The following is a 25,503-nucleotide window of genomic DNA, read 5'->3' as shown; positions in this document are numbered from 1 at the left end:
CATGGGAGCCCAGCTCCGGGTCTACAAGCGTCGCATCCGATCCGTCACCGCGACCAAGAAGATCACCAAGGCGATGGAGATGATCGCCGCCTCGCGCGTCGTCAAGGCGCAGCGCAAGGTGGCGGCCTCCACGCCGTACGCGCAGGAACTGACGCGTGCGGTCACGGCGGTCGGTACCGGCTCGAACACGAAGCACCCGCTGACCACGCAGGCCGACACGGTCGTGCGGTCCGCGGTGCTGCTCCTGTCGAGCGACCGCGGTCTCGCGGGTGCCTTCAACTCCAACGCCATCAAGGTCGCGGAGCGGCTGACCGAGCGTCTTGAGGCCGAGGGCAAGGAGGTCGACACGTACATCGTCGGCCGCCGCGGTCTGGCCCACTACAACTTCCGCGAGCGCAAGGTCGTGGAGTCGTGGTCGGGCTTCACCGACGAGCCCACCTACGCGGACGCCAAGAAGGTCGCGGCTCCGCTGATCGAGGCCATCGAGAAGGACACGGCCGAGGGCGGCGTGGACGAACTCCACATCGTCTTCACCGAGTTCGTCTCGATGATGACGCAGACGGCGCTCGACGACCGACTGCTTCCGCTCAGCCTCGAAGAGGTGGCCAAGGAGACTGCCCCCAAGGGCGAGATCCTTCCGTTGTACGACTTCGAGCCCTCGGCGGAGGACGTCCTCGACGCCCTGCTGCCGCGGTACGTCGAGAGCCGGATCTACAACGCGCTGCTCCAGTCGGCCGCTTCCAAGCACGCCGCCACGCGCCGCGCGATGAAGTCGGCCACCGACAACGCGGGAGACCTGATCACCAGCCTCTCCCGACTTGCCAACGCGGCCCGCCAGGCCGAAATCACCCAGGAAATCAGCGAGATCGTCGGTGGCTCCGCAGCCCTGGCCGACGCGTCCGCGGGGAGTGACAGGTAATGACGACGACAGTTGAGACGGCCGCTGCCACGGGCCGCGTCGCCCGGGTCATCGGCCCGGTCGTCGACGTGGAATTCCCCGTCGACGCCATGCCCGACATCTACAACGCCCTTCACGTCGAGGTGGCCGACCCGGCCCAGGACGGCGCGAAGAAGACGCTGACCCTTGAGGTCGCCCAGCACCTGGGTGACGGCCTGGTCCGCACCATCTCCATGCAGCCCACCGACGGTCTGGTCCGTCAGGCCGCGGTCACCGACACCGGCACGGGCATCACCGTCCCGGTCGGCGACTTCACCAAGGGCAAGGTGTTCAACACCCTCGGTGAGGTGCTGAACGTCGACGAGAAGTACGAGGGCGAGCGCTGGTCCATCCACCGCAAGGCCCCGAACTTCGACGAGCTCGAGTCGAAGACCGAGATGTTCGAGACCGGCGTCAAGGTCATCGACCTTCTCACCCCGTACGTCAAGGGTGGAAAGATCGGTCTGTTCGGCGGTGCCGGCGTCGGCAAGACGGTGCTCATCCAGGAGATGATCTACCGCGTCGCCAACAACCACGACGGTGTCTCCGTGTTCGCCGGTGTCGGTGAGCGCACCCGTGAGGGCAACGACCTCATCGAGGAGATGGCCGACTCGGGCGTCATCGACAAGACCGCCCTGGTCTTCGGCCAGATGGACGAGCCCCCGGGCACCCGTCTGCGCGTGGCCCTGGCCGGTCTGACCATGGCGGAGTACTTCCGCGATGTGCAGAAGCAGGACGTGCTGTTCTTCATCGACAACATCTTCCGCTTCACCCAGGCCGGTTCCGAGGTGTCGACCCTGCTCGGCCGTATGCCCTCCGCGGTGGGCTACCAGCCGAACCTGGCCGACGAGATGGGTCTCCTCCAGGAGCGCATCACCTCGACCCGTGGTCACTCGATCACCTCGATGCAGGCGATCTACGTCCCCGCGGACGACCTGACCGACCCGGCCCCGGCCACCACCTTCGCCCACCTCGACGCGACGACGGTTCTGTCCCGTCCGATCTCCGAGAAGGGCATCTACCCGGCCGTGGACCCGCTGGACTCCACGTCCCGGATCCTGGACCCGCGCTACATCTCGGCGGACCACTACAACACCGCGATGCGTGTCAAGGGTGTCCTTCAGAAGTACAAGGACCTCCAGGACATCATCGCCATCCTCGGCATCGACGAGCTCGGCGAGGAGGACAAGCTGGTCGTCCAGCGTGCCCGCCGCGTGGAGCGCTTCCTGTCCCAGAACACCCACGTCGCCAAGCAGTTCACCGGCGTCGACGGGTCGGACGTGCCGCTGGACGAGTCGATCGCGGCCTTCAACGCGATCATCGACGGCGACTACGACCACTTCCCGGAGCAGGCGTTCTTCCTGTGCGGTGGCATCGAGGACCTGAAGGCCAACGCCAAGGAACTCGGCGTCTCCTGAACTCCCTGAGTTCGAAGTGAACCCTGTGGTTCACACCTGAGGGGGCGGGGCACGTCCCGCCCCCTCTTTCCTGCCTACTAGACTTGTAACCAACACCCGGCACAACCGCCGGGTGGTGACCCGAGGAGCCACCTTGGCTGCTGAGCTGCACGTCGCGTTGGTCGCGGCCGACCGAGAGGTCTGGTCCGGCGAGGCCACCCTGGTCGTCGCGCGCACCACGTCCGGCGACATCGGCGTCATGCCCGGTCACCAGCCGCTGCTCGGTGTGCTGGAGTCGGGCCCGGTGACCATCCGCACCAGCGACGGCGGAACGGTCGTCGCCGCGGTGCACGGCGGATTCATCTCGTTCGCCGACAACAAGCTGTCGCTGCTGGCCGAGATCGCCGAACTGTCGGACGAGATCGACGTCCAGCGTGCGGAGCGGGAGCTGGAGCGCGCGAAGGCGGAGGGCGATGCCGCCGCCGAGCGTCGCGCCGACGTACGACTTCGCGCGGCGACCACGCGCTAGAGCCGCGCGGAGCTGTATGACGTCACTCAGCCGCGACTGGCACCGGAGCGATCCGGAGCCGGTCGCGGCTGTGGCAGATCTGGATGTTTTTTCCGTTCCGTTACCTATCGAAGGTACCTAGGAGACGAGGAGGTCGGTGTCGATGGTCCTCGCTCTGACTGTGTGCGGAATTGTCGTGGCCCTGGTGGTGCTGGGGCTGTTCGTCTTCGGCCTGCGCCGCAGGCTCATCCAGCGCTCCGGCGGCACCTTCGACTGTTCGCTGCGCTGGGACGTCCCGGAGAAGACCGACACCAGCGGCAAGGGCTGGAGCTACGGCGTGGCCCGCTACAACGGCGACCGCGTCGAGTGGTACCGCGTCTTCTCCTACGCCTACCGCCCGCGCCGCGTCCTGGAACGTGCCGCGATCGAGGTGGCGGGCCGCCGTCTGCCCGAGGGCGAGGAGGAGCTGGCGCTGCTCTCCGACGCCGTCATCCTGACCTGTGTGCACCGTGGCACGCGCCTCGAGCTGGCCATGAGCGAGGACGCGCTGACCGGCTTCCTGGCCTGGCTGGAGGCAGCTCCCCCCGGTCAGCGTGTCAACGTGGCCTGAGTCGAGCGTGACGGTGACGGTCACGGGCAGCACGGTCAGCGGAGCCGCGACCGTCGTCCCCGTGAACATCCCCACGTGCCCCCTGCCGGGCCTCGCCGACGGGACGCCGGCGTTCTCCCTGTTCATACGCTTGCGCTTCATTCATCCCCCCCGAATGAGTCATTCCGCTTGCGGTCGAGATACCGATTGTTCCCGTTCGGCCGCCGCCTTTCGGCCGCTGATGGTCCTTCGTCGAGGGCCGACCGGCCCTGGGGGGAGTACGCCGAGGGCGCGCGGCACAGGCCGCGCGCCCTCGATTCGGTGTCAGGTGTCAGCTCAGCCCGCTGTTGATGGCGGTCACCAGCTCACCGTTGCTCGTGTCGCCGCTGAACTCCCAGAAGAACGCGCCGCCCAGGCCCTGGTTCTTGGCCCAGGACATCTTGCCGGCGATCGTCGCGGGGGTGTCGTAGGACCACCAGTTGGTGCCGCAGTAGGCGTAGGCCGTGCCCGCGACGGTGCCGGTGGCGGGGCAGGAGTTCTTGAGGACCTTGTAGTCCTCGATGCCCGCCTCGTAGGTGCCGGGTGCCGCGCCGGTCGCGGTGCCGCCGGGGGCGGCCTGGGTGACGCCGGTCCAGCCACGCCCGTAGAAGCCGATGCCGAGCAGCAGCTTCTTCGAGGCGACGCCCTTCGACTTCAGCTTGGCGATCGCGTCGGCGGAGTTGAAGCCCGCCTGCGGGATGCCGGCGTACGAGGTCAGCGGCGAGTGCGGGGCGGTCGGGCCCTGCGCGTTGAAGGCGCCGAAGTAGTCGTACGTCATCACGTTGTACCAGTCGACGTACTGGGAGGCGCCGCCGTAGTCGGCCGCGTCGATCTTGCCGCCGTTGGAGCCGTCGGCGGTGATGGCCGCGGTGACGAGGTAGCTGGAGCCGAACTCCGCACGCAGCGCCGACATCAGGTTCTTGAAGGCGGCGGCCCCGCTGGTGTCACAGGTCAGACCGCAGGCGTTGGGGTACTCCCAGTCGATGTCGATGCCGTCGAAGACGTCCGCCCAGCGCGGGTCCTCCACGACCGCCTTGCAGGACTTGGCGAACGCGGCCGGGTTGGCGGCGGCCTGCGCGAAGCCGCCCGAGTACGTCCAGCCGCCGAAGGAGTAGAGCACCTTGATGTGGGGGTACTTGGCTTTGAGCTCGCGCAGCTGGTTGAAGTTGCCGCGCAGCGGCTGGTCCCAGGTGTCGGCGACACCGCTGACGGACTGGTCGGCGGTGTACGCCTTGTCGTAGGCGGCGTAGGTGTCGTCGACGGTGCACTGACCGTTCTTGACGTTGCCGAAGGCGTAGTTGATGTGGGTGATCTTCGACGCCGAGCCCGAGGTCACCAGGTTCTTCACGTGGTAGTTGCGGCCGTAGACGCCCCACTCGGTGAAGTAGCCCAGCTTGACCTTGTCGCCCGTCGGAGGCTCCGTGGTGCCGCCGGTGGTGCGCACCGCGCGGGCGCCGCTGACCGGGCCGGTCTGGTCGGCGGTGTCACGGGCCTGGACGGTGTAGGAGTAGTCGGTGCCGGCGGTGAGGCCGCTGTCCGTGTACGACGTCGTCGTCACGGTGGCCACCTTGGCGCCGTCGCGCAGCACGTCGTAGTTCTTGACGCCCCCGTCGTCGGTGGCGGCGCTCCAGGCCAGCTTCACCGAGGTGTTGGTGATGTCGGAGGCGGTGGGGGTGCCGGGTGCGGACGGGGCCGCGTCGCCCGGGGTGGAGCCGCCGTCGCAACTGCCGCCGTTCAGCTTGCAGTTGGCGGGGGAGCCGCTGCCTGCGCCGTTGAAGCCGAAGGAGACGGAGGCGCCGGGGGCGAGGGTGCCGTTCCAGGACTTGTTCTTGGCCGTCCAGTGGGTGCCGGAGGAGGTGACGTCGGCGTCCCAGGCGGAGGTGACGGAGGTGCCGGAGGGGAAGTCCCACTCGACGGTCCAGGAACTGAGGCTGGTGGTACCGGTGTTCTTCACCGTCCACTTGCCTTCGAAGCCGCTGCCCCAGTCCTGGGTCTTGGCGTAGGTCGCGGTTGCGGAGGTCGCGGCCTGGGCGGGGCTCGCGAGACCGACCAGGCCGGCGAAGGGGAGCAACAGCGTCGCGAATCCTGCCGCGGCTCTGTGTCTGAAGCGCATCGTGCGCCTCCTCGGGGAGTTGGGGGCGTGACTGAGCCTTCACGCCCACGGTGCCGCGAGAATAGAAAGGTCTGGACCACAGGTCAATAGGTCTGGACCACTCTCGTATACGGCGGTCTAGACGCCCAACTCCTGCGCCAGCACCGCCGCTTGCACCCGGCTGCGCAGCTCCAGCTTGCCCAGCAGACGGCTGACGTGCGTCTTCACCGTCGCCTCCGCCATGTCGAGCCGGATCGCGATGTCCGCGTTGGACAGGCCCTCGCCGAGGCAGGAGAGCACCTCGCGTTCCCGCCGGGTCAGGGTGTCGAGGACGGCGGGATCCGCGCTCGGCTCCCGCGCCGCCCCGGCGGCGAACTCGGCGATCAGACGCCGGGTGACGGCGGGCGCGATCAGACCCTCCCCGCGCGCCACGGTCCGGACCGCTTCCAGGAAATCTCCGGCCTCGGTGTTCTTGAGCAGGAAACCGGACGCGCCCGCGCGCAGCGCCCCGAACACGTACTCGTCGAGGTCGAAGGTGGTCAGCACGAGGACATCGGCGAGCCCCTCCTCGACGACCTTCCGGGTCGCCGACACCCCGTCCAGACGCGGCATCTGCACATCCATCAGCACCAGGTCGGGTCGCGACTCCCGGGCCAGCGCCACCGCCTGCTCGCCGTCCGCCGCCTCACCGACCACCTCGATGTCCGGGGCGCTGCGCAGGATGAGGACGAGCCCGGCGCGGACGGCGGACTGGTCCTCGGCGACGAGGACGCGGATCATGCGGACTCTCCTTCCGAGAGGGGAAGCGTGGCGTGCACGGCCCACAGCGCGCCCTGCGGCCCGGCCCGGAACGTGCCGCCGAGCAGCGCGGCCCGCTCCCGCATCCCGGTCAGTCCGGCACCGGAGCCGGGGGCCCGGGGACCGTCCCGATGGCCGTAGGGGCTGGTGACCCGCACGTCGAGGACCCCGTCCCGGCGCGCGAGACCGACCGTGACCCGTCCGGGGCACGCGTGCTTGAGCGCGTTGGTCAGCGACTCCTGGACGATCCGGTACGCGGCGAGTTCGACCGGCGCAGGCACCTTGCCGTGGTCGCCGGCGTCGAGGCACACGTCCAGGCCGTTGGCGCGGGCGCCTTCGACCAGGGCCGCGAGACTGTCGAGCGTGGGCGCGACGGCGGGCTCGGTGTCGCCGCCGGCGTCGCGCAGGATGCCGATCAGCCGGCGCATCTCGGCGAGGCCCGCCACGCTGTTCTCCCGGATGACGGACAGCGCCTCCCTGGAGGTGGCCGGTTCGTCGATGGACAGGGCGGCCGTGGAGTGGATGGCGATCGCGGACAGGTGGTTGGCGACCATGTCGTGCAACTCCCGTGCCATGCGCGCCCGTTCCGCGGTGACCGCCTGAGCGCGGTCCATCTCGGCGAGCAGCGCGGTCTGTTCGGCGCGCAGCCGGGCGGCCTCGGCAGCGTCCCGGTGGTCGCGCACGATCCAGCCGGTGGCGGCGGGCCCGTACGCCACGACCCCGACGACCACCCCGATCAGCAGCGCCTCCGGCTCCCGCCACACCGCGAACGGCACCAGCGTCCCGGCCACCGTCAGCAGACCGGTGATCCACTGGATGCGACGGGCCGAGGCGAGGGGGCCGTACAGCACGGCGGCATACATGACGTCGGTGAACATCAGCACCGTGGCCAGGTTCCCCTGGGTCACGACGTCCGCGCAGACCGCGACCGTGGCCGTCAGCAGGGCCGCCCGCGGGGTCGACCGGCGCAGCAGCTCGCAGCCGGACATCACCACGAGCGGCAGCAGCACCGGCCAGGGGCCGTCGAAGAGGGTGATCGGATCGGAGGACGGCCGGGTGGCCAGGCCGATGGCCACCAGCAGCAGCCCGCCGAGCAGCCCGCCGGCCGCGATGTACACGTCGAAGCGGTGCGGGCGGGAGAGGGCCATGACTCCATCCAACACGGTGTCCACGCCCCGCGCCTGATCCCCGGGAACGGTCCTGGACTGCATCTTTCGATGTACGGCGGTCTCGTCACCGCCGACGACGAAACGGCCCGGGGCCGACGCGAGCCTGGAAGGGTGAGCGAAGGGAGCGAGTCGTGGTCGTCGGACTGATCATCGCCTGCGAGGTGGCCTTCTGGGTGCTGCTCGCGGCCGGACTGGCCTTCCGGTACGGGCTGCGGATGCCGCGCACCGGCTTGGCCCTGCTGCTCTGCGAGCCGCTGCTGGAGCTGGTGCTGTTCGCGGTCACCGCGATCGACTTGAAGAACGGAGCCGAGCCCGACTGGAAGCACGGCCTGGCCGCCGTCTACATCGGCTTCACCGTGGGCCTCGGCCATTCGACGGTCAAGTGGGCGGACGCCCGGGTCGCCCACCGGTTCGCGGGCGGCCCGCCGCCCGTGAGGCCGCCGAAGTACGGCACGGCCCGCGCCGTCCACGAGTGGAAGGTCGCGGGCCGCTGGATCCTCGCTGCGGTGGTCACCGTGGTCCTGCTCCAGGCCGCGGTCTGGTACGTCGGCGACGGACGGACCGACTCGCTGCGCGCCTGGCAGCAGCGGATGCTGTGGCTGATCGGCATCAACGTGCTGATCGCCGCGAGCTACACCCTGTTCCCCAAGCGGGAGCGCTAGCGCTCCCCGCCCGGCACCCACAGCACGTCCCCGACGTCCTTGTTGGCCGTCCGCGCCAGGATGAACAGCAGGTCCGAGAGGCGGTTGAGGTAGGTGGCGGTGAGGGGGTTCATGGCGTCGCCGTGGACTTCCAGGGCCGCCCACGTGGAGCGCTCGGCCCGGCGTACGACCGTGCAGGCCTGGTGGAGCAGGGCCGCGCCCGGGGTGCCGCCCGGGAGGATGAAGGAGCGGAGCTTCTCGAGCCGCTCGTTGAAGCGGTCGCAGTCCGCCTCCAGCTTGTCGACGTAGAACTGTTCGACACGCAGGGGCGGGTACTCGGGATTCTCGACCACGGGCGTGGACAGGTCGGCGCCGACGTCGAACAGGTCGTTCTGGACGCGGGTGAGGACCTTGACGACGTCCTCCTCCAGGCCGCCCAGGGCGATCGCCGTGCCGATCACCGCGTTCGCCTCGTTGGCGTCCGCGTACGCGGAGATCCGCAGATCGGTCTTGGCGACCCGGCTCATGTCGCCGAGGGCGGTGGTGCCCTGGTCGCCGGTCCTGGTGTAGATGCGCGTCAGATTGACCATGAGGTCAGCGTAATGACGTCAGGGCGGCACGGGCATGTGAGACGGCCCTCGGTACGAACCGGACGAAGTGTCACGAGAGACACTCGTGCTTCTCAGCGACGGGGAGGAGTTGTTGAGCGATAAGGTGCTCAACTACGCCGTACGAGACCACTCGTGACAGCTACCGGTGTGATGTCCGTCAGATGAGACGTGACGCGCATTACTAACCGGTCACACAGCCCCTCACGAGCGCTAGTGTCCGCCGCACAGGCAACGTAAACAGGGCGTAAGGCGTTTCAAAGGGGAGTCGCAACAGTGGCACGGAAGCTTGCCGTCATCGGCGCCGGCTTGATGGGTTCCGGCATCGCCCAGGTCTCTGCCCAGGCGGGCTGGGACGTGGTCCTGCGGGACGTCACCGACGAGGCGCTGAAGCGCGGCACCGACGGCATCAAGGCTTCGTACGACAAGTTCGTGAGCAAGGGCAAACTGGAGGCGCACGACGCCGACGCCGCCCTCGCCCGGATCACCGCGACCACCGACCTGGACGCGGCCGCCGACGCCGACATCGTCGTCGAGGCCGTCTTCGAGAAGCTGGAAGTCAAGCACGAGATCTTCCGCGCGCTCGACAAGATCGTGCGCCCGGACGCCGTGCTCGCCTCCAACACCTCCGCGATCCCGATCACCAAGATCGCAGCGGCCACGGAGCACCCCGAGCGGGTCGTCGGCGTGCACTTCTTCTCGCCGGTGCCGATGATGCAGCTCGTCGAGCTGGTCCGCGGCTACAAGACGAGCGACGAAACCCTCGCCACCGCGCGGGAGTTCGCCGAGTCCGTCGGCAAGACCTGCATCGTCGTCAACCGGGACGTGGCGGGGTTCGTGACCACCCGTCTCATCTCCGCCCTCGTCGTCGAGGCGACCAAGCTCTACGAGTCGGGCGTCGCGACCGCCGAGGACATCGACCTGGCCTGCAAGCTGGGCTTCGGCCACGCCATGGGCCCGCTCGCCACGGCGGACCTCACCGGCGTCGACATCCTGCTGCACGCCACCGGCAACATCTACACCGAGTCCCAGGACGAGAAGTTCGCCCCGCCGGAGCTGATGCGCCGGATGGTGGACGCCGGTGACATCGGACGCAAGAGCGGGCAGGGCTTCTACAGCTACTGAGTCAGCACCGGCCGCCGACGCGGCTGCCGGAGCCGCTGAGGCAGTCGGGGAACAACCACTGAAACCGCACAAACCCCTCTGGTTTCACACCTCAGGGTGAATTCGGTATCGGTTCGCTTACGGACGGCAACCTCTGGCCGCTCAACGCAGTCAGAGGTGTCATCACTGGACATCACATTCGTGGAGTACTGCACGCACTCTCGGGGAGCGCATATGTACATCAGGGGCGACCACGCCGAGCTGGTCGTCGGGGGCCGCCTCGACGTCCGTAGCGCGGCGGACGCCCGTACGGTCCTGCACTCGGCCGTCGACGACGGAGCCGGCGACCTGGTGCTCGACCTGTCCGAGCTGGATTCCTGGGACGCCACCGGGCTCGGGGTGATCATGGGCGCGCACCGCAGGGCCGGCCGCTGCGGCCGCCGCCTGGTGCTGCGCGACGTACCGCCGCAGATGCAGCGCCTCCTGGTCGCCACCCGGCTGCACCGGATCCTGGCGATCGAGGGCGGCATCGGGGTCGAGTCGCTGCCCCGGGTCTGACCCGGTCACCCTGGCGAAACGCATCTCCCGCCCAATCCTCACGAGACTGTGACGTCTCGGACGGCGCGGTACCCCGGGCTGTCATAGATACTGTGCGAAGGTTTAGGGTTCGGTCGCCCGCTGCCTGCAACCCTTCCAGCGGGCCCGGACCAGAAGCGACAGCGCTGTGTGCTGCCGGCCGGGAGGGGCCACTGACGGCACACGAGACGCTTTTGGGGGGCTTGAACCTATGGACCCGAACAACCGGGGACCCGAGGAGTACGGCCATGACGGTGACGGCGGTTCGCCGCGTCAACGGCCTCCCAGGGACGCCCTCACACCCGACTTCGGCCAGCACTCACCCGCGCTCGCCCGCACCGTCCAGCTCGTCGCCGGTGACTACCTGCTCACCGTCAACCCCGTCGACGGCAGCGAGATAGAGGCCTGCCCGCCCGGCGAGCGCCCCGGCCGCCCCGCGAAGTTCGGTGCCGCCGAACGCGCCGAGGTGGACCGCGCGGCCCGCCCGCCCGTCCCTCCGGGCCCCACCCGTACCAGCCTGCCGCTCCTGGCCCGCCAGGACGAGCGCGAGCAGCTCGTACGGATGCTGGCCCGCGGCCGCTCGGTCCGGCTGACCGGCCCCGCGGGATCCGGCCGCACCAGCCTCCTCGACGTCGTCGCCGACGACTGCTCGGACCTCGCCCCCGACGGCGTGGTCCGCCTCACCGGCTTCCGCCGTACGGCCGGAGAGCTCCTGTACGACCTCTACTACGCCGTCTTCGACTCGCCCCTGCACCGACCCGACCGGGACGAGCTGCTCTCCTGCGTCCGCGAGATCGGCGCGGTCGTCGTCCTCGACGACATCGAGTTCGGCGGGGCCGCCCTCGACGAGCTCCTCGACGCCACACCCGAGTGCGCCTTCGTGATCGGCGCCACCCCCGAGGTGCCCGCGCCCTCGGCCGACTCCGCCGTCGAGGAGGTCCTCCTCAGCGGCCTCGAACGCGCCGACGGCGTGGAACTCCTGGAGCGTGCCGTCGGCCGGGTGCTGACGGAGGAGGAGTCCAACTGGGCAGGCGACCTCTGGTTCGAGTCCGAGGGTCTGCCGCTGCGCTTCGTCCAGGCCGGTGCCCTGCTCCGGCAGCGCGACCGGCAGCGGGCCGGGGCCGGCGCCGTCGACGAGTTCGGCGTGTTCGCGGAGATGGCCGTGGCGGACGCCCCGCCGCCCACCGAAGACGCCGACCAGATACCCCTGCCCGCGCTGGGGGACGCCGCCGCGCCCGCACCCCTGCTCGCCTCCCGGCTGAGCGAGTCCGCGCGGGCCACCCTGCGGTTCGCCGTCGCCCTCGGCGGCGAGGTGCCCCACCAGGCGCACCTGCCCGCCCTGGTCGGGGACACCCACGCGGACGCCGCCCTCGGCGAGCTCGCGGACGCGGGACTGGTCTCCCCGGTGGGCTCCCGCTACCGGCTCGCCGCCGGAGTCCTCGCCCAGCTGGAGGCCGCCGGATACGCCGACGACATCGAGGACCGCGCCCGCACCGCCGCCCAGCACTACGACTGGTGGGCGGGCCACCCCTCGGTCACCCCCGAGCGGGTCTGCGCCGAAGCCGACGCGCTGCTCGCCGCCCTCGACGTCCTGGTCCCGGTGACCGTCGCGCCCCTCGACGGCGAGGAGACGATCGCCGTGCGGCTGGCCCGCACGGCGGCACCCGCGTTCGCCGCGGGCGGCCACTGGGGCGCCTGGGAGCGTTCCCTGTGGGCCGGTTCCGAGGCCTCCCGGCTGGCCGGCGAGGTGTCCGAGCGGGCCTACTTCCACCACGAACTCGGCATCCTCGCGCTGTGCGGCGGAGAGCTCGACCGGGCCCGCGCCGAACTGGAGGCCTCCATCGGCCTGCGCGGCGCCCTCGCCGACAAGCGCGGCACCGTGGCGGGCCGGCGGGCCCTCGCCCTGGTCTCCGACCGGGACGGCACCACACCCGCCACCGGCCTCGTCGGCCTCGGCGCGACGGCCGGCGAGGAGGTGCCCGACGCCCGCCACGACGAGTCGGCCTCACCGCCCGGGGGAGTGCCCGCGGCCTTCCCGCGGCTCCAGCCGCCCGGCGAGTCCCAGACCGTCGTCGTCCACCGCACCCCCGCCACCGGGCCCTCCCGCAAGGCACGGGGCGGTCTCAAGGGCCTCGCCAAGCGCAACCTGGTCGCCGCCGGCGCGGGCGCGCTGCTCGTCGCCGTCCTCGGCACCGTGGTGACCCTGGGCGCCACCTCCGACAACGACCCGAACTCCCCGTCGAACGAGGTCGGCGTCAACCCGTCGGCCAGCGTCGGCATCGACGACGGCAACCTCGGCGCGGACGTCCCGTCGAACGACGACAAGGGCGACACGGGTACGGCGACGTCCCGGCCGACGGATCCGGGGCCCGACGGCACGTACGGGACGGCGGACGATCCGACGCCGACGGGTACGGCCACTCCTTCGGCCAAGCCGAGCGGGACGAAGGGGACGGGGAGCACGCCGAGTTCGCCGAGGCCGTCGAGCCCCAGGCCCTCGTCGCCCAGGCCGTCTACACCGTCCTCACCCACGGGTTCCGGTACGCCGTCGTCGTCGCCGTCCGGGCCCACGAGCACGCCGTCGAGCACGCCCAGCTCCACCCCGAGCGGCACCACCCCGACCAACTCCAACACGGCCAGCGGCCCCGCCTCCACCACCCCCGTGGAGACCAGCAGCACCGTCAGCTCGCCCAGCGAGTCGGTCATCTAGAAGCGCGCGCACAAGAGGGCCGGGTTCCGTCACGCACGGACCCGGCCCTCGTCGTCGTGGAAGTCGTAGAAGTCGTAGAAGAGGACGCGCTGTCAGAACAGCCGCAGCTTGTCGTCCTCGATGCCGCGCAGCGCGTCGTAGTCGAGGACGGCGCAGCCGATGCCGCGGTCGGTGGCGAGGACGCGGGCCTGGGGCTTGATCTCCTGCGCGGCGAAGATGCCGCGGACCGGGGCGAGATGAGGGTCGCGGTTCAGCAGGTCGAGGTAGCGGGTGAGCTGTTCCACGCCGTCGATCTCGCCGCGCCGCTTGATCTCCACCGCGACGGTCTGCCCGTCGGCGTCCCGGCACAGGATGTCGACCGGGCCGATGGCCGTCATGTACTCGCGGCGGATCAGGGTGTAGCCGTCGCCGAGCGTTTCGATGCGGTCGGCGAGCAGTTCCTGAAGGTGTGCTTCCACGCCGTCCTTGATCAGGCCGGGATCCACGCCCAGTTCGTGCGAGGAGTCGTGCAGGACCTCCTCCATGGTGATGATGAGCTTCTCGCCCGCCTTGTTGACGACGGTCCAGACGCCCTCCTCGTCGCCGGTTCCCTCCTTCAACGTGCAGGGCGGCGACATCCAGTTCAGCGGCTTGTAGGCGCGGTCATCTGCGTGGATGGAGACGCTGCCGTCGGCCTTCACCAGGATCAGACGGGGGGCCGAGGGCAGGTGGGCGGTGAGCCGGCCCGCGTAGTCGACGGAACACCGGGCAATGACGAGACGCATGGTCGGCAACGCTACTCGACGGGCGCATGTCCACGCGATTCGGCCCGTAAGGCTGTGGAGAAACCCTGTTCAGTTGTGGCCGATTGTGGGCCTGTTGGGAGTGCCCTTTGTTCGCATTCTCCTGGTGCCGTCACGGCCCGTTGCCTACGGTAGTAAACGGGAGGTCGCGAGGCATGTACTGAGCGTGTTCGGCAGCGCGAACTCCCTTTATCTGTCCGGCAACCCCTGCCCAGGCAGGGGTGCGAGAGGAGAACCCATGTCGCTCGACGTCTCACCGGCCCTACTCGAGAAGGCCGAGCGAGGCGAGGTCGGCGAAGCCGAATTCGTCGACTGCGTCCGGACCTCCCTGCCCTACGCATGGGAGATGATCAGCTCCCTGGTGGCCCAGCTGAAGGTGGACGGTGGCAACTTCGCCGACAACCAGACGCCCCCGCCGGACGAGCAGGCACGCGGTCAGCTGCTGCGTGCGCTTGCGAGTGACGCGATACGCGGCGCGCTTCAGCGGCACTTCGGTGTGCGGCTGGCCTTCCAGAACTGCCACCGGGTGGCGGTGTTCCCGTTGGACTCCTCCGTCGACGAGACGCTGACCCGTTTCACCTCGGTCCGCAGTCAGCTGCTGAACCAGTCTCCGGAGTTCCGGGACTGCTGACGCGACGCGCTTGCTTGCCGCTCCGTACGCGGGAGGTGCATCAGTACCGGGGCGGCAAGCCCCCGCCGGACAAGGGTTCCTGCTCCACTTCAGGTCAGATGCGCCGCCACCTCTTCAGGTGAGGTGCGGCAGCACCTCGCCCCCCAGCCGCCGTACGTTCTCCTCGGTGGCCGCCAGGTCTCCCGAGCCCTCGACGAGCAGCGCGAAGCGGGAGATACCGGTCCGCTCGCTGGTCGCCGCCAGGCGGTCGGCGCACAGCCGCGGGGTGCCCACCGGGTGCAGTCCGCAGAGCAGTTCGGTGTAGGCCACCGGATCGCGCATCTGCCGTACGCGGCCGTCGACCGTGACATGGGCGCCCAGCCCCTGCCTGAGCCAGCCGGGCATCGCCTTCACCAGCGCCTCCACCGCGTCCGTACGCCGGTCCGCGATCTGGCAGACACCGGCCGAGACATGGGGTGCCTCCAGGACTTTCTGCGGCGCGTGTCCGGCCGCGCGCGCCTGCCTGCGCCACAGGGCGACCATCTCGGCCTTCTCCTCGTCCCCGACATGCATCCCCAGCAGCATGGGCAGCCCGCGCTCGGCGGCCAGCCGGACACTCGCCGGGGAGGTGCAGGCGACGATCACCTCGGGGCCGTCCGCCTCCGTGAGCGACTCCGACGGCCGGGGCACGACGGGTACCTCGCGGAACCGGAAACGCTCGCCGTCGGCCCCCACGGAGGGTTCGCGCAGCCAGCGCACCAGCAGATCGAGTGATTCCGGGAAGCCCTTCTCGTAGGCCTCCAGACCCGAGCCGAACACCTCCAGGTCGACCCACGGTCCGCCGCGCCCGACGCCCAGCGAGAACCGCCCGCCGCTCGTCATGTGCAGCAGTGCGGCCTGCTCGCCGAGCGCCACCGGGTGGACCGTGGGCAGCACGCTCACGGCGGTGCCGACGCGGATACGGCGGGTGCGGCCCAGCAGCAGCGCCGCCAGGGTGATCGCGGACGGGCAGGTGCCGTACGGCACGAAGTGGTGTTCCGCCAGCCAGACCGCGTCGAGTCCGGCCTCCTCCGCGACCTCGGCCGAGCGGACCGCGCGGTGCAGCGCCTCCCCCTGGCCCTGCCCCGGGAACTGGGCCGCCAACAGAAATGTTCCAACGTGCATGTGCTTTTCCTGCTTCCTTGGCTCCGACACGGGAGCTCCCCCACCGGCATAACCGTCTGACACGTGCCGAGGACACGGCCTGGCGGAGAGATTTGCCGATTGTCTGGAGAATGGGCCGCCCCGGAGGGGGACTTGTGGGGGTTGGTTCCCTACGCGTACCCCGCCGCGTGCCGCGTAGGCTGGATACGTTCCCTGCTTCCTGTATAGCCCCGTGAGGTGTCCCGTGTCCCCGCGTCGCAACCGACCCAAGGGTTCCGGTTCGTCTGACCCGGCCGACCGCAGCGCCGAGGACGACCGGTCCGGCCGCTACGGCGGCTTCCAGTCCTCGACGCACTGGCAGGGCGAGGACTGGAACGTCCGGCATGTGGCGGGCGCGAGCGCGCAGGGCAAGACGTACCGCTGCCCGGGCTGCGACCAGATGATCCCGGACGGCGTCCCGCACGTGGTGGCCTGGCCGGACCACTCCGGCGTCGATGAGCGCAGACACTGGCACAAGGCGTGCTGGAACGCGCGGGACCGCCGCACCACGCGGGTGCAGCGGTCCCGTAACGCGCCGAGGTTCTGAGGCCCGAAGGCCCCTCCGTACGTCTCTACACGTCCCGCTTCTCCAGCAGGGCGTAGGCGCCGGCGAACGCGACGGCCGTGACGCCGAGGATGATCCACAGCGGGTCCCAGCCCGAAGGGCCGCTGTCGGTCAGGGAGTTGGCGTAGAAGACGCTGAGCTGGTTCGGGATGGAGTACTCGAACAGCGCCTGGCGCAGGCCCTCCAGGGACTGCGAGAACATGAACAGCGCGATGACCAGCGGGGCCAGCACGACACCGATCATGATGGTGATCGCGCCCGCCGAGTGCCGGATGATCGAGCCGATGATCAGCGACAGCAGGCCGAGCAGGGCGATGTAGAGCGAGATGCCGAGGGTGCCCTTCAGCCACTCCTGGCCGGTCGGGGCGGGGGCGCCGTCCAGCAGGGCGATGTCCGCGAGGGCGACCAGGAGCACCGAGACCAGGGTCGTGACGAAGGCGACGGTGAAGAACACGATCGACTTCGCGGCCAGCACCCGCCCGCGGGAGGGGCAGGCCACCATGGTGGTCCTGATCATTCCCGTCCCGTACTCCGAGGCCGTCGTCAGCACGCCGAGGGTGATGACGCACATGCTGCCGAGCAGCAGCCCGAAGAACCCGAAGGACAGCGGGTTCTGGTCCCGCAGGTCCTCCGGCGAGCTGTTGGCCGCGATCAGTGCGGCGGCCCCCAGCCCGATCCCGATCATGATCAGTACGAACACGCCCAGCGTCCACACCGTCGACCGCACGGACCGGATCTTCGTCCACTCCGAGGCGATCGCGTGCCCGAGGTGGGTCCGCACGACGGGGATCGGCGAGGTGTAGCCGGGGTACGCCGGTCCACCCGCGGCCTGCCAGTTCGGCACGGCGGGCTGGGCCTGCGGCATCGAAGGCTGCGGGGTACTCATCGGGCGTCCTTGGGCTCGGTCGGGGTGGCGGACTGCTGCGGGGCGGATCCCTGCGCGGCGGCCTGGGCGGGCGCGGGCGCGGGGTGTGCGGGCGGCTGGGGGGCGCCCGGGGCCGACTGGCCCGGCGCCGGGTGTGCTGGGCCCTGGGGAGCCGCCGGGCCCGGCTGGGCGTACGGGTTGGGGGCGGCGGCGCCGGGGCCGCCGTACGGGTTCGCGGGCGCCTGGCCCTGCGGCGGTGCGAACGGCTGCCCGCCCTGCTGGGGCGGCGGCGGGGCGTACCAGCCCGGCTGACCCTGGCCCGGGACCGGCATCGGGGGCTGGGCGCCCGGCGGGAGGGGCTGCATGAGCCCCTCCTTCTGGTCGGTCGTGGAGCGGTAGTCCACCGCGCCCTGCGTCATCCGCATGTACGCCTCCTCCAGCGAGGCCTGGTGCGGGGACAGCTCCCACAGGCGTACGTCCGAGTCGTGCGCGATGTCGCTGATGCGGGGGAGCGCCAGCCCCGTCACCCGCAGCGCCCCGTCCTGCTCCGGCAGCACGTGTCCGCCCGCCTCGGTGATCGCGGCCGACAGCTTCTCGCGCAGCTGCGGCTCGGTGTCCGGGGTGCGCACCCGCGCGAAGCCCGCCGAGTTCGCCGCGATGAAGTCCCGGATGCTCATGTCGGCGAGCAGCTGCCCGCGCCCGATGACGATGAGGTGGTCCGCGGTCAGCGCCATCTCGCTCATCAGGTGGGAGGAGACGAAGACCGTACGGCCCTCCGCCGCCAGCGCCTTCATCAGGTTGCGCACCCACAGGATGCCCTCGGGGTCGAGTCCGTTGACCGGCTCGTCGAAGAGCAGCACCTGAGGGTCGCCGAGCAGCGCGGCCGCGATCCCGAGCCGCTGCCCCATGCCCAGCGAGAAGCCCTTGGAACGCTTTCTGGCCACGTCCTGGAGGCCGACCACCCCCAGCACCTCGTCCACCCGGCGGTCCGGGATCCCGGAGAGCTGGGCCAGGCAGAGCAGGTGGTTGCGGGCCGCCCGTCCGCCGTGCACGGCCTTCGCGTCGAGCAGGGCGCCGACCTGCCGGGCCGCGTTGGGCAGCCTGCGGTACGGGTAGCCGCCGATCGTCACCTGACCGGACGTGGGATTGTCCAGGCCCAGGATCATCCGCATGGTCGTGGACTTGCCCGAGCCGTTGGGGCCCAGGAAGCCGGTCACGGAACCGGGACGCACCTGGAAGGAAAGGTTGTACACAGCGGTCTTGTCGCCGTAGCGCTTCGTCAGGCCGACTGCCTCGATCATGCTCCGCACCCATCGCAAGGTTCAGGACAGCGGGGCACACGCCCCCCGTAAGGGTTAGGAGCTTATCGGGGCGCTGACGGTTCCGCTCAAATGAAAGCAAAGGCTTCCCGCGTCACGCGTCCCGCTTCTTCAACAGGACGTACGCGCCGATCAGGGCCGCCGCGACCCACAGCGCCATGATCCCGAGGCCGCCCCAGGGGCCGTAGGGGGAGTCGTCGCCGATCGGGGTGACCACCTGCATGATCTTGCTGCCGGCCTGGTCGGGCAGGAACCGGCCGACTTTCTTCGTCGCCGAGACATTGCCCAGGATGTTGGAGATCAGGAAGAAGAACGGCATCAGGATGCCCAGCGACAGCATCGGGGAGCGCAGCATCGCCGCGACGCCCATCGAGAACATCGCGATCAGGGTCATGTAGACGCCGCCGCCGATGACCGCGCGCAGCACCCCGGGGTCGCCGATCTCCGCCCGGTGCGAGCCGAGCATCGCCTGCCCGAGGAAGAAGGTGACGAAGCTGGTGACCAGGCCGACGACCAGGCAGAGCCCGGTCGCCACCGCGATCTTGCCGGCCAGGAAGGTGCCGCGCTGCGGTACCGCGGCCAGCGAGGTGCGGATCATGCCGGTGCTGTACTCGTTCGAGACGACGAGCACCCCGAACACGATCATCGCGAGCTGGCCGAGGCTCATCCCGGCGAAGCTGATGAAGGTCGGGTCGAAGGAGAGCTTGTCGTCGCGGCTCATGTTGTCGAACTCGTTCTTCGACAGGGCCGAGATCAGGATGCCGAGCCCGACGGTGACGACCACGGCGAGGGAGAGCGTCCACACCGTGGACGCCACCGACCGGATCTTGGTCCATTCGGAGCGGATGACCTGGGTCGCCGCCATGGTCACTTCCCCTTCCAGGCGTCGCCCCAGGCCGGCTGCGGCCCGGACGGCGCGTCGCTGTGCGCGTGGTACTCGACCGACTCCGCGGTCAGCTGCATGAACGCCTCCTCCAGGGAGGCCTGTTGGGGGCTCAGCTCGTGCAGCACGATCTGGTGCTGCGCGGCCAGCTCACCGATGTGCTCGGACTTGCCCCCGTCCACCTCCAGCGTGCCGTTGCCGGTCTCCACGACGGTGACGCCGGCCGCGTGCAGGACGTCGAGCAGCCGCTCGCGGTGCGGGGTGCGGATCCGGACGTAGGTCCGCGAGTTCTGCGCGATGAAGTCGGCCATGGAGGTGTCGGCGAGCAGCCTGCCCTGGCCGATCACCACGAGGTGGTCGGCGGTCAGCGCCATCTCGCTCATGAGGTGGCTCGACACGAAGACCGTCCGGCCCTGCGCGGCCAGCGACTTCATCAGATTGCGGATCCAGTGGATGCCCTCCGGGTCGAGCCCGTTGACCGGCTCGTCGAACATCAGGATCCGCGGGTCGCCGAGCAGCGCGCCCGCGATGCCCAGTCGCTGGCCCATTCCCAGCGAGAACCCCTTGGCCTTCTTCTTCGCCACCGCCGTCAGACCGACCGTGTCGAGCACCTCGTGCACCCGCTTCGTCGGGATGCCGTTGCTCTGCGCGAGGCACAGCAGGTGGTTGTAGGCGCTGCGCCCGCCGTGCATGGCCTTGGCGTCCAGCAGGGCACCGATGTACGTCAGCGGGTCCTTGAGCTGGTCGTAGTGCTTGCCGTCGATCCGGACGTCTCCCGCGGTGGGCCGGTCGAGGCCCAACATCATGCGCATGGTGGTCGACTTGCCCGCCCCGTTGGGACCGAGGAAGCCCGTGACGATGCCCGGTCTGACGGTGAAGGTGAGGTTGTTCACCGCCACTTTCTCGCCGTACCGCTTGGTCAGGCCCGCTAGCTCGATCATGCCGACCACGCTAGGGGCGCGCCCCTGCGGATGCCACTCCTATGGGCAAACGGAGACCGACGGAAGCGGTAAGAATCCCGCAACGGACCCCGGGTACGCCGAAGGCCCGTACCTCCGGGGGAGACGGTACGGGCCCTCGTGCTGCCGTCAGGCGGTGTTACCGGGACTGCTGGGCCGGAACCCCACGGGAGATCGGCTCGTCCTCGACCGGGGAGCCGGCGGCGGCCACCGCGGCACCGGTCAGCGTGGCGAGCATCTCGCGGACGTTCGTCAGCTGGGCGTTGATCGAGTCGCGACGGTTCGTCAGGGCCGCGAGCTCACGCTCGGATTCCGAACGGATCCGGTCGGCCTTGGCGTTGGCGTCGGCCACGATGTCCTCGGCCTGGCGCTGAGCCGTCTCCACCGTCTGGCGGGCGCGGCGCTCGGCGTCGGTGCGCAGCTTCTCCGCCTCCAGGCGCAGCTGCTCCGCGCGGTGCTCGATCTCCGCGAGCCGCTTCTCCGCCTTCTGCTGACGGGACGCCAGGTCGCGCTCGGACTGCTCCCGGCGCTTGGCGAGGTTCGTCTCGAAGTCGGCGGCGGCCTGAGCGGCCTTGGCGCGGGTCTCCTCGAAGAGGGCGTCCGCCTCCTCACGCTTGGACTGCGCGTCCTTCTGAGCCTCGGAACGCAGCTGGGACGCGTCGCTCTTGGCCTTCTCGACGATCCGGACGCCCTCGTCCTCGGCCTTGGCCTTGCGCTCCGCAGCGAACGATTCTGCGTCGTTGCGAACCTGCTGGGCCGCGGACTCGGCGAGCTCGCGGTGCTGCTCGGCCGCGCGACGGGCCTCCTCGCGCAGGTCCTTGGCCTCCTCCTCGGCGAGGCGGAGGATCTTCTCGACACGCGCGCCGAGGCCGGCGTACGACGGCTCGGCGTCGCTTACCTGGGCCTGGGCGTTCTGCGTCTCGAGGTGGAGCTCCTCGATGCGCTTTTCCAGGGCGGTGATGCGGGAGAGAGCGCTGTCACGGTCGGAGACGAGCTTGGAGATCCGTTCGTCCACCTGAGCGCGGTCGTACCCACGCCGCACAAGCTCGAAGCCGTAGGGGGAAGTGTCGCTCATGGGGTTCCTGTCAAATGAGACCGGTGAGGTGATAGGGGGAATCCTAGGGGCCGAAGCGGTGTGTCATCGAGCGGATACGTGTTTGATCTGGAGAATGACACCCCTTTTGAGTGGCTAACCCAGGGACGGCTTGCCAAAAACTTGGTCAAAGGCCCCAGAAGGCACCGGATTCCAGCCGCCGGTCAGCTGTCCGACGGCTTACCCGAACGAGGGGCACCGACCGCAGCGCCCGCCTTGACGCCACCGTCCTTGCCGCCCGCCGGGGCCTCGAAGGATTCCAACGCCTCCAGGACGTCCTGGACACGGGAGATCTCCGTATTGATGTCCTCACGGCGACGGACGAGGACCTCCAGCTCGCGCTTGCCCTCCTCGACCGTGCGCCTGGCCTCGCGGATCGCCTCGGCCTTGAGCTCCTCGGCCTCCCGGACCAGCGTGGCCTTCTTCTGCTCGGCCTCCTTGAGCAGCCCCTCGGCCTTCTTGACCGCGGCGATGCGCACCTTGCCGGCCTCGGAATTGGCCTCCGAGACCAGCTCCTTGGCCTTCGCCTGCGCCTTCGCGAGCTGCTCCTCGGCGGCCTTGATGAGCGCGTCGCAGCGGTCGCCGGTCGACTTCATGGTCTCGGCGGCCTCGCGGCGGGCCCGCTCGTGCAGCGCCTCGATCTCACCGGTGATCCGGTCGCGCAGCTCCTCCGCGCGCTCCCTTATGGCGGTCGCGTCCCGGCGGGCACCGACGAGCAGCTCGTCCGCGTCCGTACGGGCCTTCTCCACGCGCGCGTTGCCCTCGACCGTGGCCTCCGACACCAGCCGGTCGGCCTCCGTGCGGGCCGCGCCGACCATGGTGTCGGCCTGCGCCTCCGCCTCCGCGGTGGTCTTGAGCGCCTGCTGCTGGGCCTCGGTGAGCAGCTTGTCCGCCTCGGCGGTGGTCTCCGTGATGAGCGTGTCGACCTGCTCGGCCACGTCCTGGCGGCGCTTGTTGGCCTCCTTGCGGACCTCGTCCAGGGTCCGGTCGGCCTCCTCGCGCGCGGAGTTGACCAGCTCCTCGGCCGCGGCCGCCGCCTCCGCCCGGACCCGCTCGGCCTCGGTGCGGATCCGCTCCGCGTGCTGCTGGGCCTGCCCGACGGTGTCCGCGGCCTCGGCGCGCAGCCGCTCCGCGTCCCCGGTCGCCTCCCCGATCAGCTGCTCCGCCTGGGCCACCGACTCCGCGCGGACCCGCTCGGCCTCCGCCACGGTCTCCGACCGCAGCCGCTCCGCCTCGGCGACCGTGTCCGTGCGCAGCCGGTCGGTGTCGGCGATGGTCTCCTCGGTGAGCCGCTCCGCCTCGTTGCGCGCCTCGGTGATGAGGGTGTCGGCCTGCGTCGCCGCGTCCGAGCGGATGCGGTTGGCGTCCTCGCGGGCGTCGGCCCGGGTGCGGGAGGCGTCCTGCTCGGCCTGGGCGATGGTGTCGGACGCCTCGGTGCGCGCCCGCTGGGCATGCTCGGAGGCGTCCGACCGCAGCCGCTCCGCCTCCGCGATCGCCTCCGAGACGGTGCGCTCGGCCAGGGACTTGGCCGCGTCCGTCTCCTCGGCGGCCTCACGCCGGATGCGCGCCGCGTCCTCGCTGGCCCGCTCACGCTCCGAGTAGGCGTCCGAGCGGACCCGGTCGGCCTCCTCCTGCGCCTCGCGCCGGGTGCGGTCGGCCACGTGCTCGGCGGCGGAACGCAGCCCGGTGATCTCCTCCTGGGCCTGCTCGTGCAGCCCGGCGACCGAGTCGCGGACCTGCTGGGCGTGCTGCTCGGCGGCCGACACCATCTCCGTGGCCCGCCGGTCCGCCTCCTCGACCAGCCGTACGGCCTCGGCCTGGGCCTCCTCCACACGGTTGCGGGCGGAGGCGAGAAGCTCCTCGCTCTGCTCGCGGGCCCGCTCACGCTCCTGGTCGGCCTCCTGGCGGGCCGAGCCGAGGTACTCCTCGGCCTCGCGGCGACGCCGGTTGGCCTCCTCCTGGGCGGCGGCCAGCGTCTCGGACGCCTCGGTGGCGAGCCGCTCGGCGGCGGCCTGCGCCTCCGCCCGGACCCGGTTCGCGGTGTCCTGCGCCTCGGACTTCAGCCGCTCCGCCTCCGCGGCGGCCTCGGAGCGCAGCCGTACGGCGACGGCCTCGCCCTCGGCGCGGGAGGCGGACGCGTCGGACGCGGCCTCGGTGCGCAGCCGGTCGGCCTCGGCCTCGGCCTGCTGCTGGAGGGTGCGGATCCGCTCGGCGGCCTCGGTGCGCAGCCGGTCGGCCTCCTCGCCGGCCTCGCGGCGGATCCGCGAGGCCTCCTCACGGGCCTCCGTGAGCGCCTGTTCGGCGGCGGCGAGGCGCTCCTCGGCCTCGGTGTGCAGCCGGGTCAGTTCCTCGGCGGCCTCGGTGCGGCGGGTCTCTATGGCCCGCTCGGTCTCCTCGCGCAGTTCACTCGCGGACCGCTCGGCCGCGGCCGTGATCTCCTCGGACAGCTCGACGGCCTCGGCCCGCTGGCGCTCGGCCTCGTTGCGGGTGCGCTCCAGGGTTTCCTCGGCCTGCCGGCGCAGCGTGGTGGCGCGCTCGATGGCCTCGGTGCGGACCTTCTCGCTGTCGGCGGTCGCGCTCTGGCGCAGCTCGTCGGCGTCCGCCTTGGCCTTGGAGAGCAGCTCCTCGGCGGTCTTGGCGGCCTCCTCGATCTGCTGGACGGCCTCCTTGCGGGCCTCCGCGCGGATCTTCTCGCCCTCGGCGACCGCGTCGGCGCGCAGCTGCTCGGCCTCGCCGCGCAGCCGGCGGGCCTCCTCCTGGAGCTCGACCGTCTTGGCCCGGTACTCCTTGGTGTCGTCCTTCGCGGAGCCCTTGAGCTGCTCGGCGATGTCATGCGCCTCGGCGCGCAGCCGGTCCGCCTCGGTCTCCGCCTCACGACGGATCCGCTCGGCCTCCTCGGCGGCGGCCTTGGTGGTCCGCTGCGCGTCCTCCTGCGCCTTGTTGAGGACGTCCTCGGCGGTCTTGGCCGCCTTCGACAGCTGGGTCGCACTCTCCTCGGCGGTGAGCGTGCGGGCCTTCTCGGCGGCCTCGGTGACGATCTTCTCGGCCTCGGCGCGGGCGTCCGCGACGATCTGCTCCGCGCTGGCCTTGGTGGCCTCGGCCTCCTCGCTGGCCTCGGTGACCAGCCGGGCGACCTGCTCCTTGGCCGTACGGGTGCGCTGCTCGTTGGCCGACTCGGCGCTCGCGAGCGTCTTCTCGGCGGCGGACTTGGCCTCGGTGAGCACCTTCTCGGCCTCGGCCTGCGCCTTGCGCAGCGCCTCCTCGGCCTCCGCCATCCGCTGCTCGGCGGCCCGGCTCAGCTCGGTGGCCTGGCGGCGGGCGCTGTCCGACTCGGTCGCCGTGGAGGTGCGCAGCTGCTCGGCGTGGTCGGTGGCCTCCTGCGCCTGCGTGGAGGCGCTCTCCAGAAGCCGCTCGGCGTCCGCGCGGGCCCGCCGCAGCAGCTGCTCGGCCTCCGCGCGGGCCGCCTCGGCCTCGCTCTGGAGCCGCTGACGGGCCTCGCTGGTGACCCGCTCGGCCTCGGCGCGGGCGGCCGCCATGGCCTGCTCGGCCTCCGCGCGGGACTCCTCCAGGAGCCGGCGGGCCTGGGACTCGCTGCGGGCGCGCAGCTGCTCGGCCCACGCCACGTTCTCGTTGACGTGCGACTCGACGGTCTGCCGGCGCTCGGCCAGCTCCTGGTCCAGCTGCTGGCGGCGGGTGACCGCCTCCTGGTGCAGCTCCGCCTGGAGGCGCGCGGCCTGCTCGGCGTGCTCCTGGAGGATGCGCTGGGTCTGGGCCCTGACCTGGCTCAGCTCGCGCTCGGCGTCCTGGCGCAGCTGGTCGGCCTGGATCTGCGCGTTGCGCAGCAGCTGCTCGGCCTGGTAGCCGATGTCACCGCCGCCGAATTCGGGCCGGGACATGAGGGTGCGCCGCGCCTCGTGCAACTTGGCGCGCAGCACCTCGACCTGGTAGCCGAGGTCCTCGGCGTGCTGGATCGCCTTTTCCCGCTCGGTCTTCAGCCGGTCCATCTCGGCCTCGAACCGAGAGAGGTGGTCGACGTCAGCCGCCGGCTCTCGCTCCTGGCGTTCGTAGCCCCGCACT

General features: G+C 70.7%; 22 protein-coding genes and 1 pseudogene. 11 read left to right on the top strand and 12 right to left on the bottom strand.

Features of this window, described 5'->3' with window-relative positions:
- Nucleotide 1: 1 nt before the first annotated feature.
- The 4 genes from H295_RS0117140 to H295_RS0117125 all read left to right on the top strand — a co-directional run bounded on the left by H295_RS0117140 (nt 2) and on the right by H295_RS0117125 (nt 3,452).
- A complete protein-coding gene (locus H295_RS0117140; protein ID WP_020136561.1) occupies nt 2-919 on the top strand; it encodes a F0F1 ATP synthase subunit gamma in 918 nt (305 codons plus the stop codon).
- Nucleotides 919-2,355 (top strand): F0F1 ATP synthase subunit beta, encoded by a 1,437-nt coding sequence (gene atpD, locus H295_RS0117135; RefSeq protein WP_020136560.1) that lies wholly within the window; start codon nt 919-921, stop codon nt 2,353-2,355. Before H295_RS0117140 ends, atpD begins: the two co-directional genes overlap by 1 nt.
- Before the next feature lie 133 nt (nt 2,356-2,488).
- The gene (locus H295_RS0117130; protein WP_028809449.1) at nt 2,489-2,863 is read left to right on the top strand and encodes a F0F1 ATP synthase subunit epsilon; all 375 of its coding nucleotides are present in this window, start codon (nt 2,489-2,491) and stop codon (nt 2,861-2,863) included.
- Nucleotides 2,864-3,005: 142 nt separating this feature from the next.
- Complete coding sequence (locus tag H295_RS0117125; RefSeq protein WP_028809448.1) at nt 3,006-3,452, top strand: DUF2550 domain-containing protein; 447 nt, start codon at nt 3,006-3,008, stop codon at nt 3,450-3,452.
- A 310-nt stretch (nt 3,453-3,762) separates the two neighbouring features.
- Here the strand turns inward: H295_RS0117125 and H295_RS0117120 are convergent, their stop codons facing one another.
- The 3 genes from H295_RS0117120 to H295_RS0117110 form a co-directional block, all read right to left on the bottom strand.
- A complete protein-coding gene (locus tag H295_RS0117120; protein WP_020136557.1) occupies nt 3,763-5,583 on the bottom strand; it encodes a glycoside hydrolase family 18 chitinase in 1,821 nt (606 codons plus the stop codon).
- Nucleotides 5,584-5,700: 117 nt separating this feature from the next.
- Entirely contained in the window at nt 5,701-6,342 is a 642-nt protein-coding gene (locus H295_RS0117115; RefSeq protein WP_020136556.1) for a response regulator, read from the bottom strand.
- Nucleotides 6,339-7,508: a sensor histidine kinase gene (locus tag H295_RS0117110; RefSeq protein WP_020136555.1), complete on the bottom strand. Its 1,170-nt coding sequence runs from the start codon at nt 7,506-7,508 to the stop codon at nt 6,339-6,341. The genes H295_RS0117115 and H295_RS0117110 overlap by 4 nt, the downstream gene beginning before the upstream one ends.
- Before the next feature lie 152 nt (nt 7,509-7,660).
- On the opposite strand from H295_RS0117110, the gene H295_RS0117105 reads away from it, so the two are divergent.
- On the top strand, nt 7,661-8,191 hold the full coding sequence (locus H295_RS0117105; RefSeq protein WP_020136554.1) for a hypothetical protein: 531 nt from the start codon (nt 7,661-7,663) through the stop codon (nt 8,189-8,191).
- Here H295_RS0117105 and H295_RS0117100 read toward each other — a convergent pair.
- Nucleotides 8,188-8,760 carry a cob(I)yrinic acid a,c-diamide adenosyltransferase gene (locus H295_RS0117100; RefSeq protein ID WP_020136553.1) on the bottom strand — a complete coding sequence of 191 codons (573 nt, stop codon included), beginning with the start codon at nt 8,758-8,760 and terminating at the stop codon, nt 8,188-8,190. The two genes, H295_RS0117105 and H295_RS0117100, sit on opposite strands and share 4 nt — an antisense overlap.
- Before the next feature lie 55 nt (nt 8,761-8,815).
- Between H295_RS0117100 and H295_RS47960 the strand changes: the two are divergent.
- The 4 genes and pseudogenes from H295_RS47960 to H295_RS0117085 form a co-directional block, all read left to right on the top strand.
- Nucleotides 8,816-8,917, top strand: a pseudogene (locus H295_RS47960) (TetR/AcrR family transcriptional regulator); the annotation flags it as partial.
- 137 nt (nt 8,918-9,054) lie between these two features.
- Nucleotides 9,055-9,903, top strand: coding sequence for a 3-hydroxyacyl-CoA dehydrogenase family protein (locus H295_RS0117095; RefSeq protein ID WP_020136552.1), 849 nt, complete (start codon nt 9,055-9,057; stop codon nt 9,901-9,903).
- A gap of 213 nt (nt 9,904-10,116) precedes the next feature.
- Entirely contained in the window at nt 10,117-10,440 is a 324-nt protein-coding gene (locus H295_RS0117090; protein ID WP_020136551.1) for an STAS domain-containing protein, read from the top strand.
- 229 nt (nt 10,441-10,669) lie between these two features.
- The gene (locus H295_RS0117085; protein ID WP_020136550.1) at nt 10,670-13,168 is read left to right on the top strand and encodes a hypothetical protein; all 2,499 of its coding nucleotides are present in this window, start codon (nt 10,670-10,672) and stop codon (nt 13,166-13,168) included.
- 92 nt (nt 13,169-13,260) lie between these two features.
- Here the strand turns inward: H295_RS0117085 and nucS are convergent, their stop codons facing one another.
- Nucleotides 13,261-13,932, bottom strand: coding sequence for an endonuclease NucS (gene nucS, locus H295_RS0117080; RefSeq protein WP_020136549.1), 672 nt, complete (start codon nt 13,930-13,932; stop codon nt 13,261-13,263).
- Nucleotides 13,933-14,188: 256 nt separating this feature from the next.
- On the opposite strand from nucS, the gene H295_RS0117075 reads away from it, so the two are divergent.
- The gene (locus tag H295_RS0117075) at nt 14,189-14,581 is read left to right on the top strand and encodes an SCO5389 family protein (protein ID WP_020136548.1); all 393 of its coding nucleotides are present in this window, start codon (nt 14,189-14,191) and stop codon (nt 14,579-14,581) included.
- A gap of 114 nt (nt 14,582-14,695) precedes the next feature.
- On the opposite strand, the gene H295_RS0117070 is transcribed toward H295_RS0117075, so the two are convergent.
- A complete protein-coding gene (locus H295_RS0117070; protein ID WP_028809447.1) occupies nt 14,696-15,724 on the bottom strand; it encodes an LLM class flavin-dependent oxidoreductase in 1,029 nt (342 codons plus the stop codon).
- A gap of 223 nt (nt 15,725-15,947) precedes the next feature.
- Here H295_RS0117070 and H295_RS0117065 point away from each other — a divergent pair, with 223 nt between their 5' ends.
- Nucleotides 15,948-16,289 carry a hypothetical protein gene (locus H295_RS0117065; RefSeq protein WP_020136546.1) on the top strand — a complete coding sequence of 114 codons (342 nt, stop codon included), beginning with the start codon at nt 15,948-15,950 and terminating at the stop codon, nt 16,287-16,289.
- 25 nt (nt 16,290-16,314) lie between these two features.
- On the opposite strand, the gene H295_RS0117060 is transcribed toward H295_RS0117065, so the two are convergent.
- The 6 genes from H295_RS0117060 to scy all read right to left on the bottom strand — a co-directional run bounded on the left by H295_RS0117060 (nt 16,315) and on the right by scy (nt 25,502).
- Nucleotides 16,315-17,193, bottom strand: coding sequence for an ABC transporter permease subunit (locus H295_RS0117060; RefSeq protein WP_028809446.1), 879 nt, complete (start codon nt 17,191-17,193; stop codon nt 16,315-16,317).
- The gene (locus tag H295_RS0117055; RefSeq protein WP_020136544.1) at nt 17,190-18,473 is read right to left on the bottom strand and encodes an ABC transporter ATP-binding protein; all 1,284 of its coding nucleotides are present in this window, start codon (nt 18,471-18,473) and stop codon (nt 17,190-17,192) included. Before H295_RS0117055 ends, H295_RS0117060 begins: the two co-directional genes overlap by 4 nt.
- Nucleotides 18,474-18,585: 112 nt before the next feature.
- Nucleotides 18,586-19,356 (bottom strand): ABC transporter permease, encoded by a 771-nt coding sequence (locus H295_RS0117050; protein WP_028809445.1) that lies wholly within the window; start codon nt 19,354-19,356, stop codon nt 18,586-18,588.
- Nucleotides 19,357-19,358: 2 nt separating this feature from the next.
- Nucleotides 19,359-20,315 (bottom strand): ABC transporter ATP-binding protein, encoded by a 957-nt coding sequence (locus tag H295_RS0117045; RefSeq protein ID WP_028809444.1) that lies wholly within the window; start codon nt 20,313-20,315, stop codon nt 19,359-19,361.
- A gap of 157 nt (nt 20,316-20,472) precedes the next feature.
- Nucleotides 20,473-21,408: a cellulose-binding protein gene (locus H295_RS0117040; RefSeq protein WP_020136541.1), complete on the bottom strand. Its 936-nt coding sequence runs from the start codon at nt 21,406-21,408 to the stop codon at nt 20,473-20,475.
- A 182-nt stretch (nt 21,409-21,590) separates the two neighbouring features.
- On the bottom strand, nt 21,591-25,502 hold the full coding sequence (scy, locus tag H295_RS0117035; RefSeq protein WP_020136540.1) for a polarized growth protein Scy: 3,912 nt from the start codon (nt 25,500-25,502) through the stop codon (nt 21,591-21,593).
- Between the last annotated feature and the right edge of the window lies 1 nt (nt 25,503).

The sequence above is a fragment of the Streptomyces sp. 351MFTsu5.1 genome (genome assembly GCF_000383655.1).
GTDB classification, from domain to species: Bacteria; Actinomycetota; Actinomycetes; order Streptomycetales; family Streptomycetaceae; genus Streptomyces; species Streptomyces griseorubiginosus.
This window is presented reverse-complemented; position numbering and strand designations above follow the sequence as displayed.

Bases quoted from the DNA above. Each gene is read 5' to 3' on its own strand.
- H295_RS0117060 (WP_028809446.1), bottom strand. From the start codon at position 17,193: ATGAGTACCCCGCAGCCTTCGATGCCGCAGGCCCAGCCCGCCGTGCCG.
- H295_RS0117090 (WP_020136551.1), top strand. From the start codon at position 10,117: ATGTACATCAGGGGCGACCACGCCGAGCTGGTCGTCGGGGGCCGCCTC.
- H295_RS0117100 (WP_020136553.1), bottom strand. From the start codon at position 8,760: ATGGTCAATCTGACGCGCATCTACACCAGGACCGGCGACCAGGGCACC.
- H295_RS0117040 (WP_020136541.1), bottom strand. From the start codon at position 21,408: ATGAGCGACACTTCCCCCTACGGCTTCGAGCTTGTGCGGCGTGGGTAC.
- H295_RS0117055 (WP_020136544.1), bottom strand. From the start codon at position 18,473: ATGATCGAGGCAGTCGGCCTGACGAAGCGCTACGGCGACAAGACCGCT.
- H295_RS0117070 (WP_028809447.1), bottom strand. From the start codon at position 15,724: ATGCACGTTGGAACATTTCTGTTGGCGGCCCAGTTCCCGGGGCAGGGC.
- H295_RS0117110 (WP_020136555.1), bottom strand. From the start codon at position 7,508: ATGGCCCTCTCCCGCCCGCACCGCTTCGACGTGTACATCGCGGCCGGC.
- H295_RS0117085 (WP_020136550.1), top strand. From the start codon at position 10,670: ATGGACCCGAACAACCGGGGACCCGAGGAGTACGGCCATGACGGTGAC.
- H295_RS0117140 (WP_020136561.1), top strand. From the start codon at position 2: ATGGGAGCCCAGCTCCGGGTCTACAAGCGTCGCATCCGATCCGTCACC.
- H295_RS0117125 (WP_028809448.1), top strand. From the start codon at position 3,006: ATGGTCCTCGCTCTGACTGTGTGCGGAATTGTCGTGGCCCTGGTGGTG.
- H295_RS0117045 (WP_028809444.1), bottom strand. From the start codon at position 20,315: ATGATCGAGCTAGCGGGCCTGACCAAGCGGTACGGCGAGAAAGTGGCG.
- nucS (WP_020136549.1), bottom strand. From the start codon at position 13,932: ATGCGTCTCGTCATTGCCCGGTGTTCCGTCGACTACGCGGGCCGGCTC.
- H295_RS0117050 (WP_028809445.1), bottom strand. From the start codon at position 19,356: ATGGCGGCGACCCAGGTCATCCGCTCCGAATGGACCAAGATCCGGTCG.
- H295_RS0117120 (WP_020136557.1), bottom strand. From the start codon at position 5,583: ATGCGCTTCAGACACAGAGCCGCGGCAGGATTCGCGACGCTGTTGCTC.
- H295_RS0117075 (WP_020136548.1), top strand. From the start codon at position 14,189: ATGTCGCTCGACGTCTCACCGGCCCTACTCGAGAAGGCCGAGCGAGGC.
- H295_RS0117115 (WP_020136556.1), bottom strand. From the start codon at position 6,342: ATGATCCGCGTCCTCGTCGCCGAGGACCAGTCCGCCGTCCGCGCCGGG.
- atpD (WP_020136560.1), top strand. From the start codon at position 919: ATGACGACGACAGTTGAGACGGCCGCTGCCACGGGCCGCGTCGCCCGG.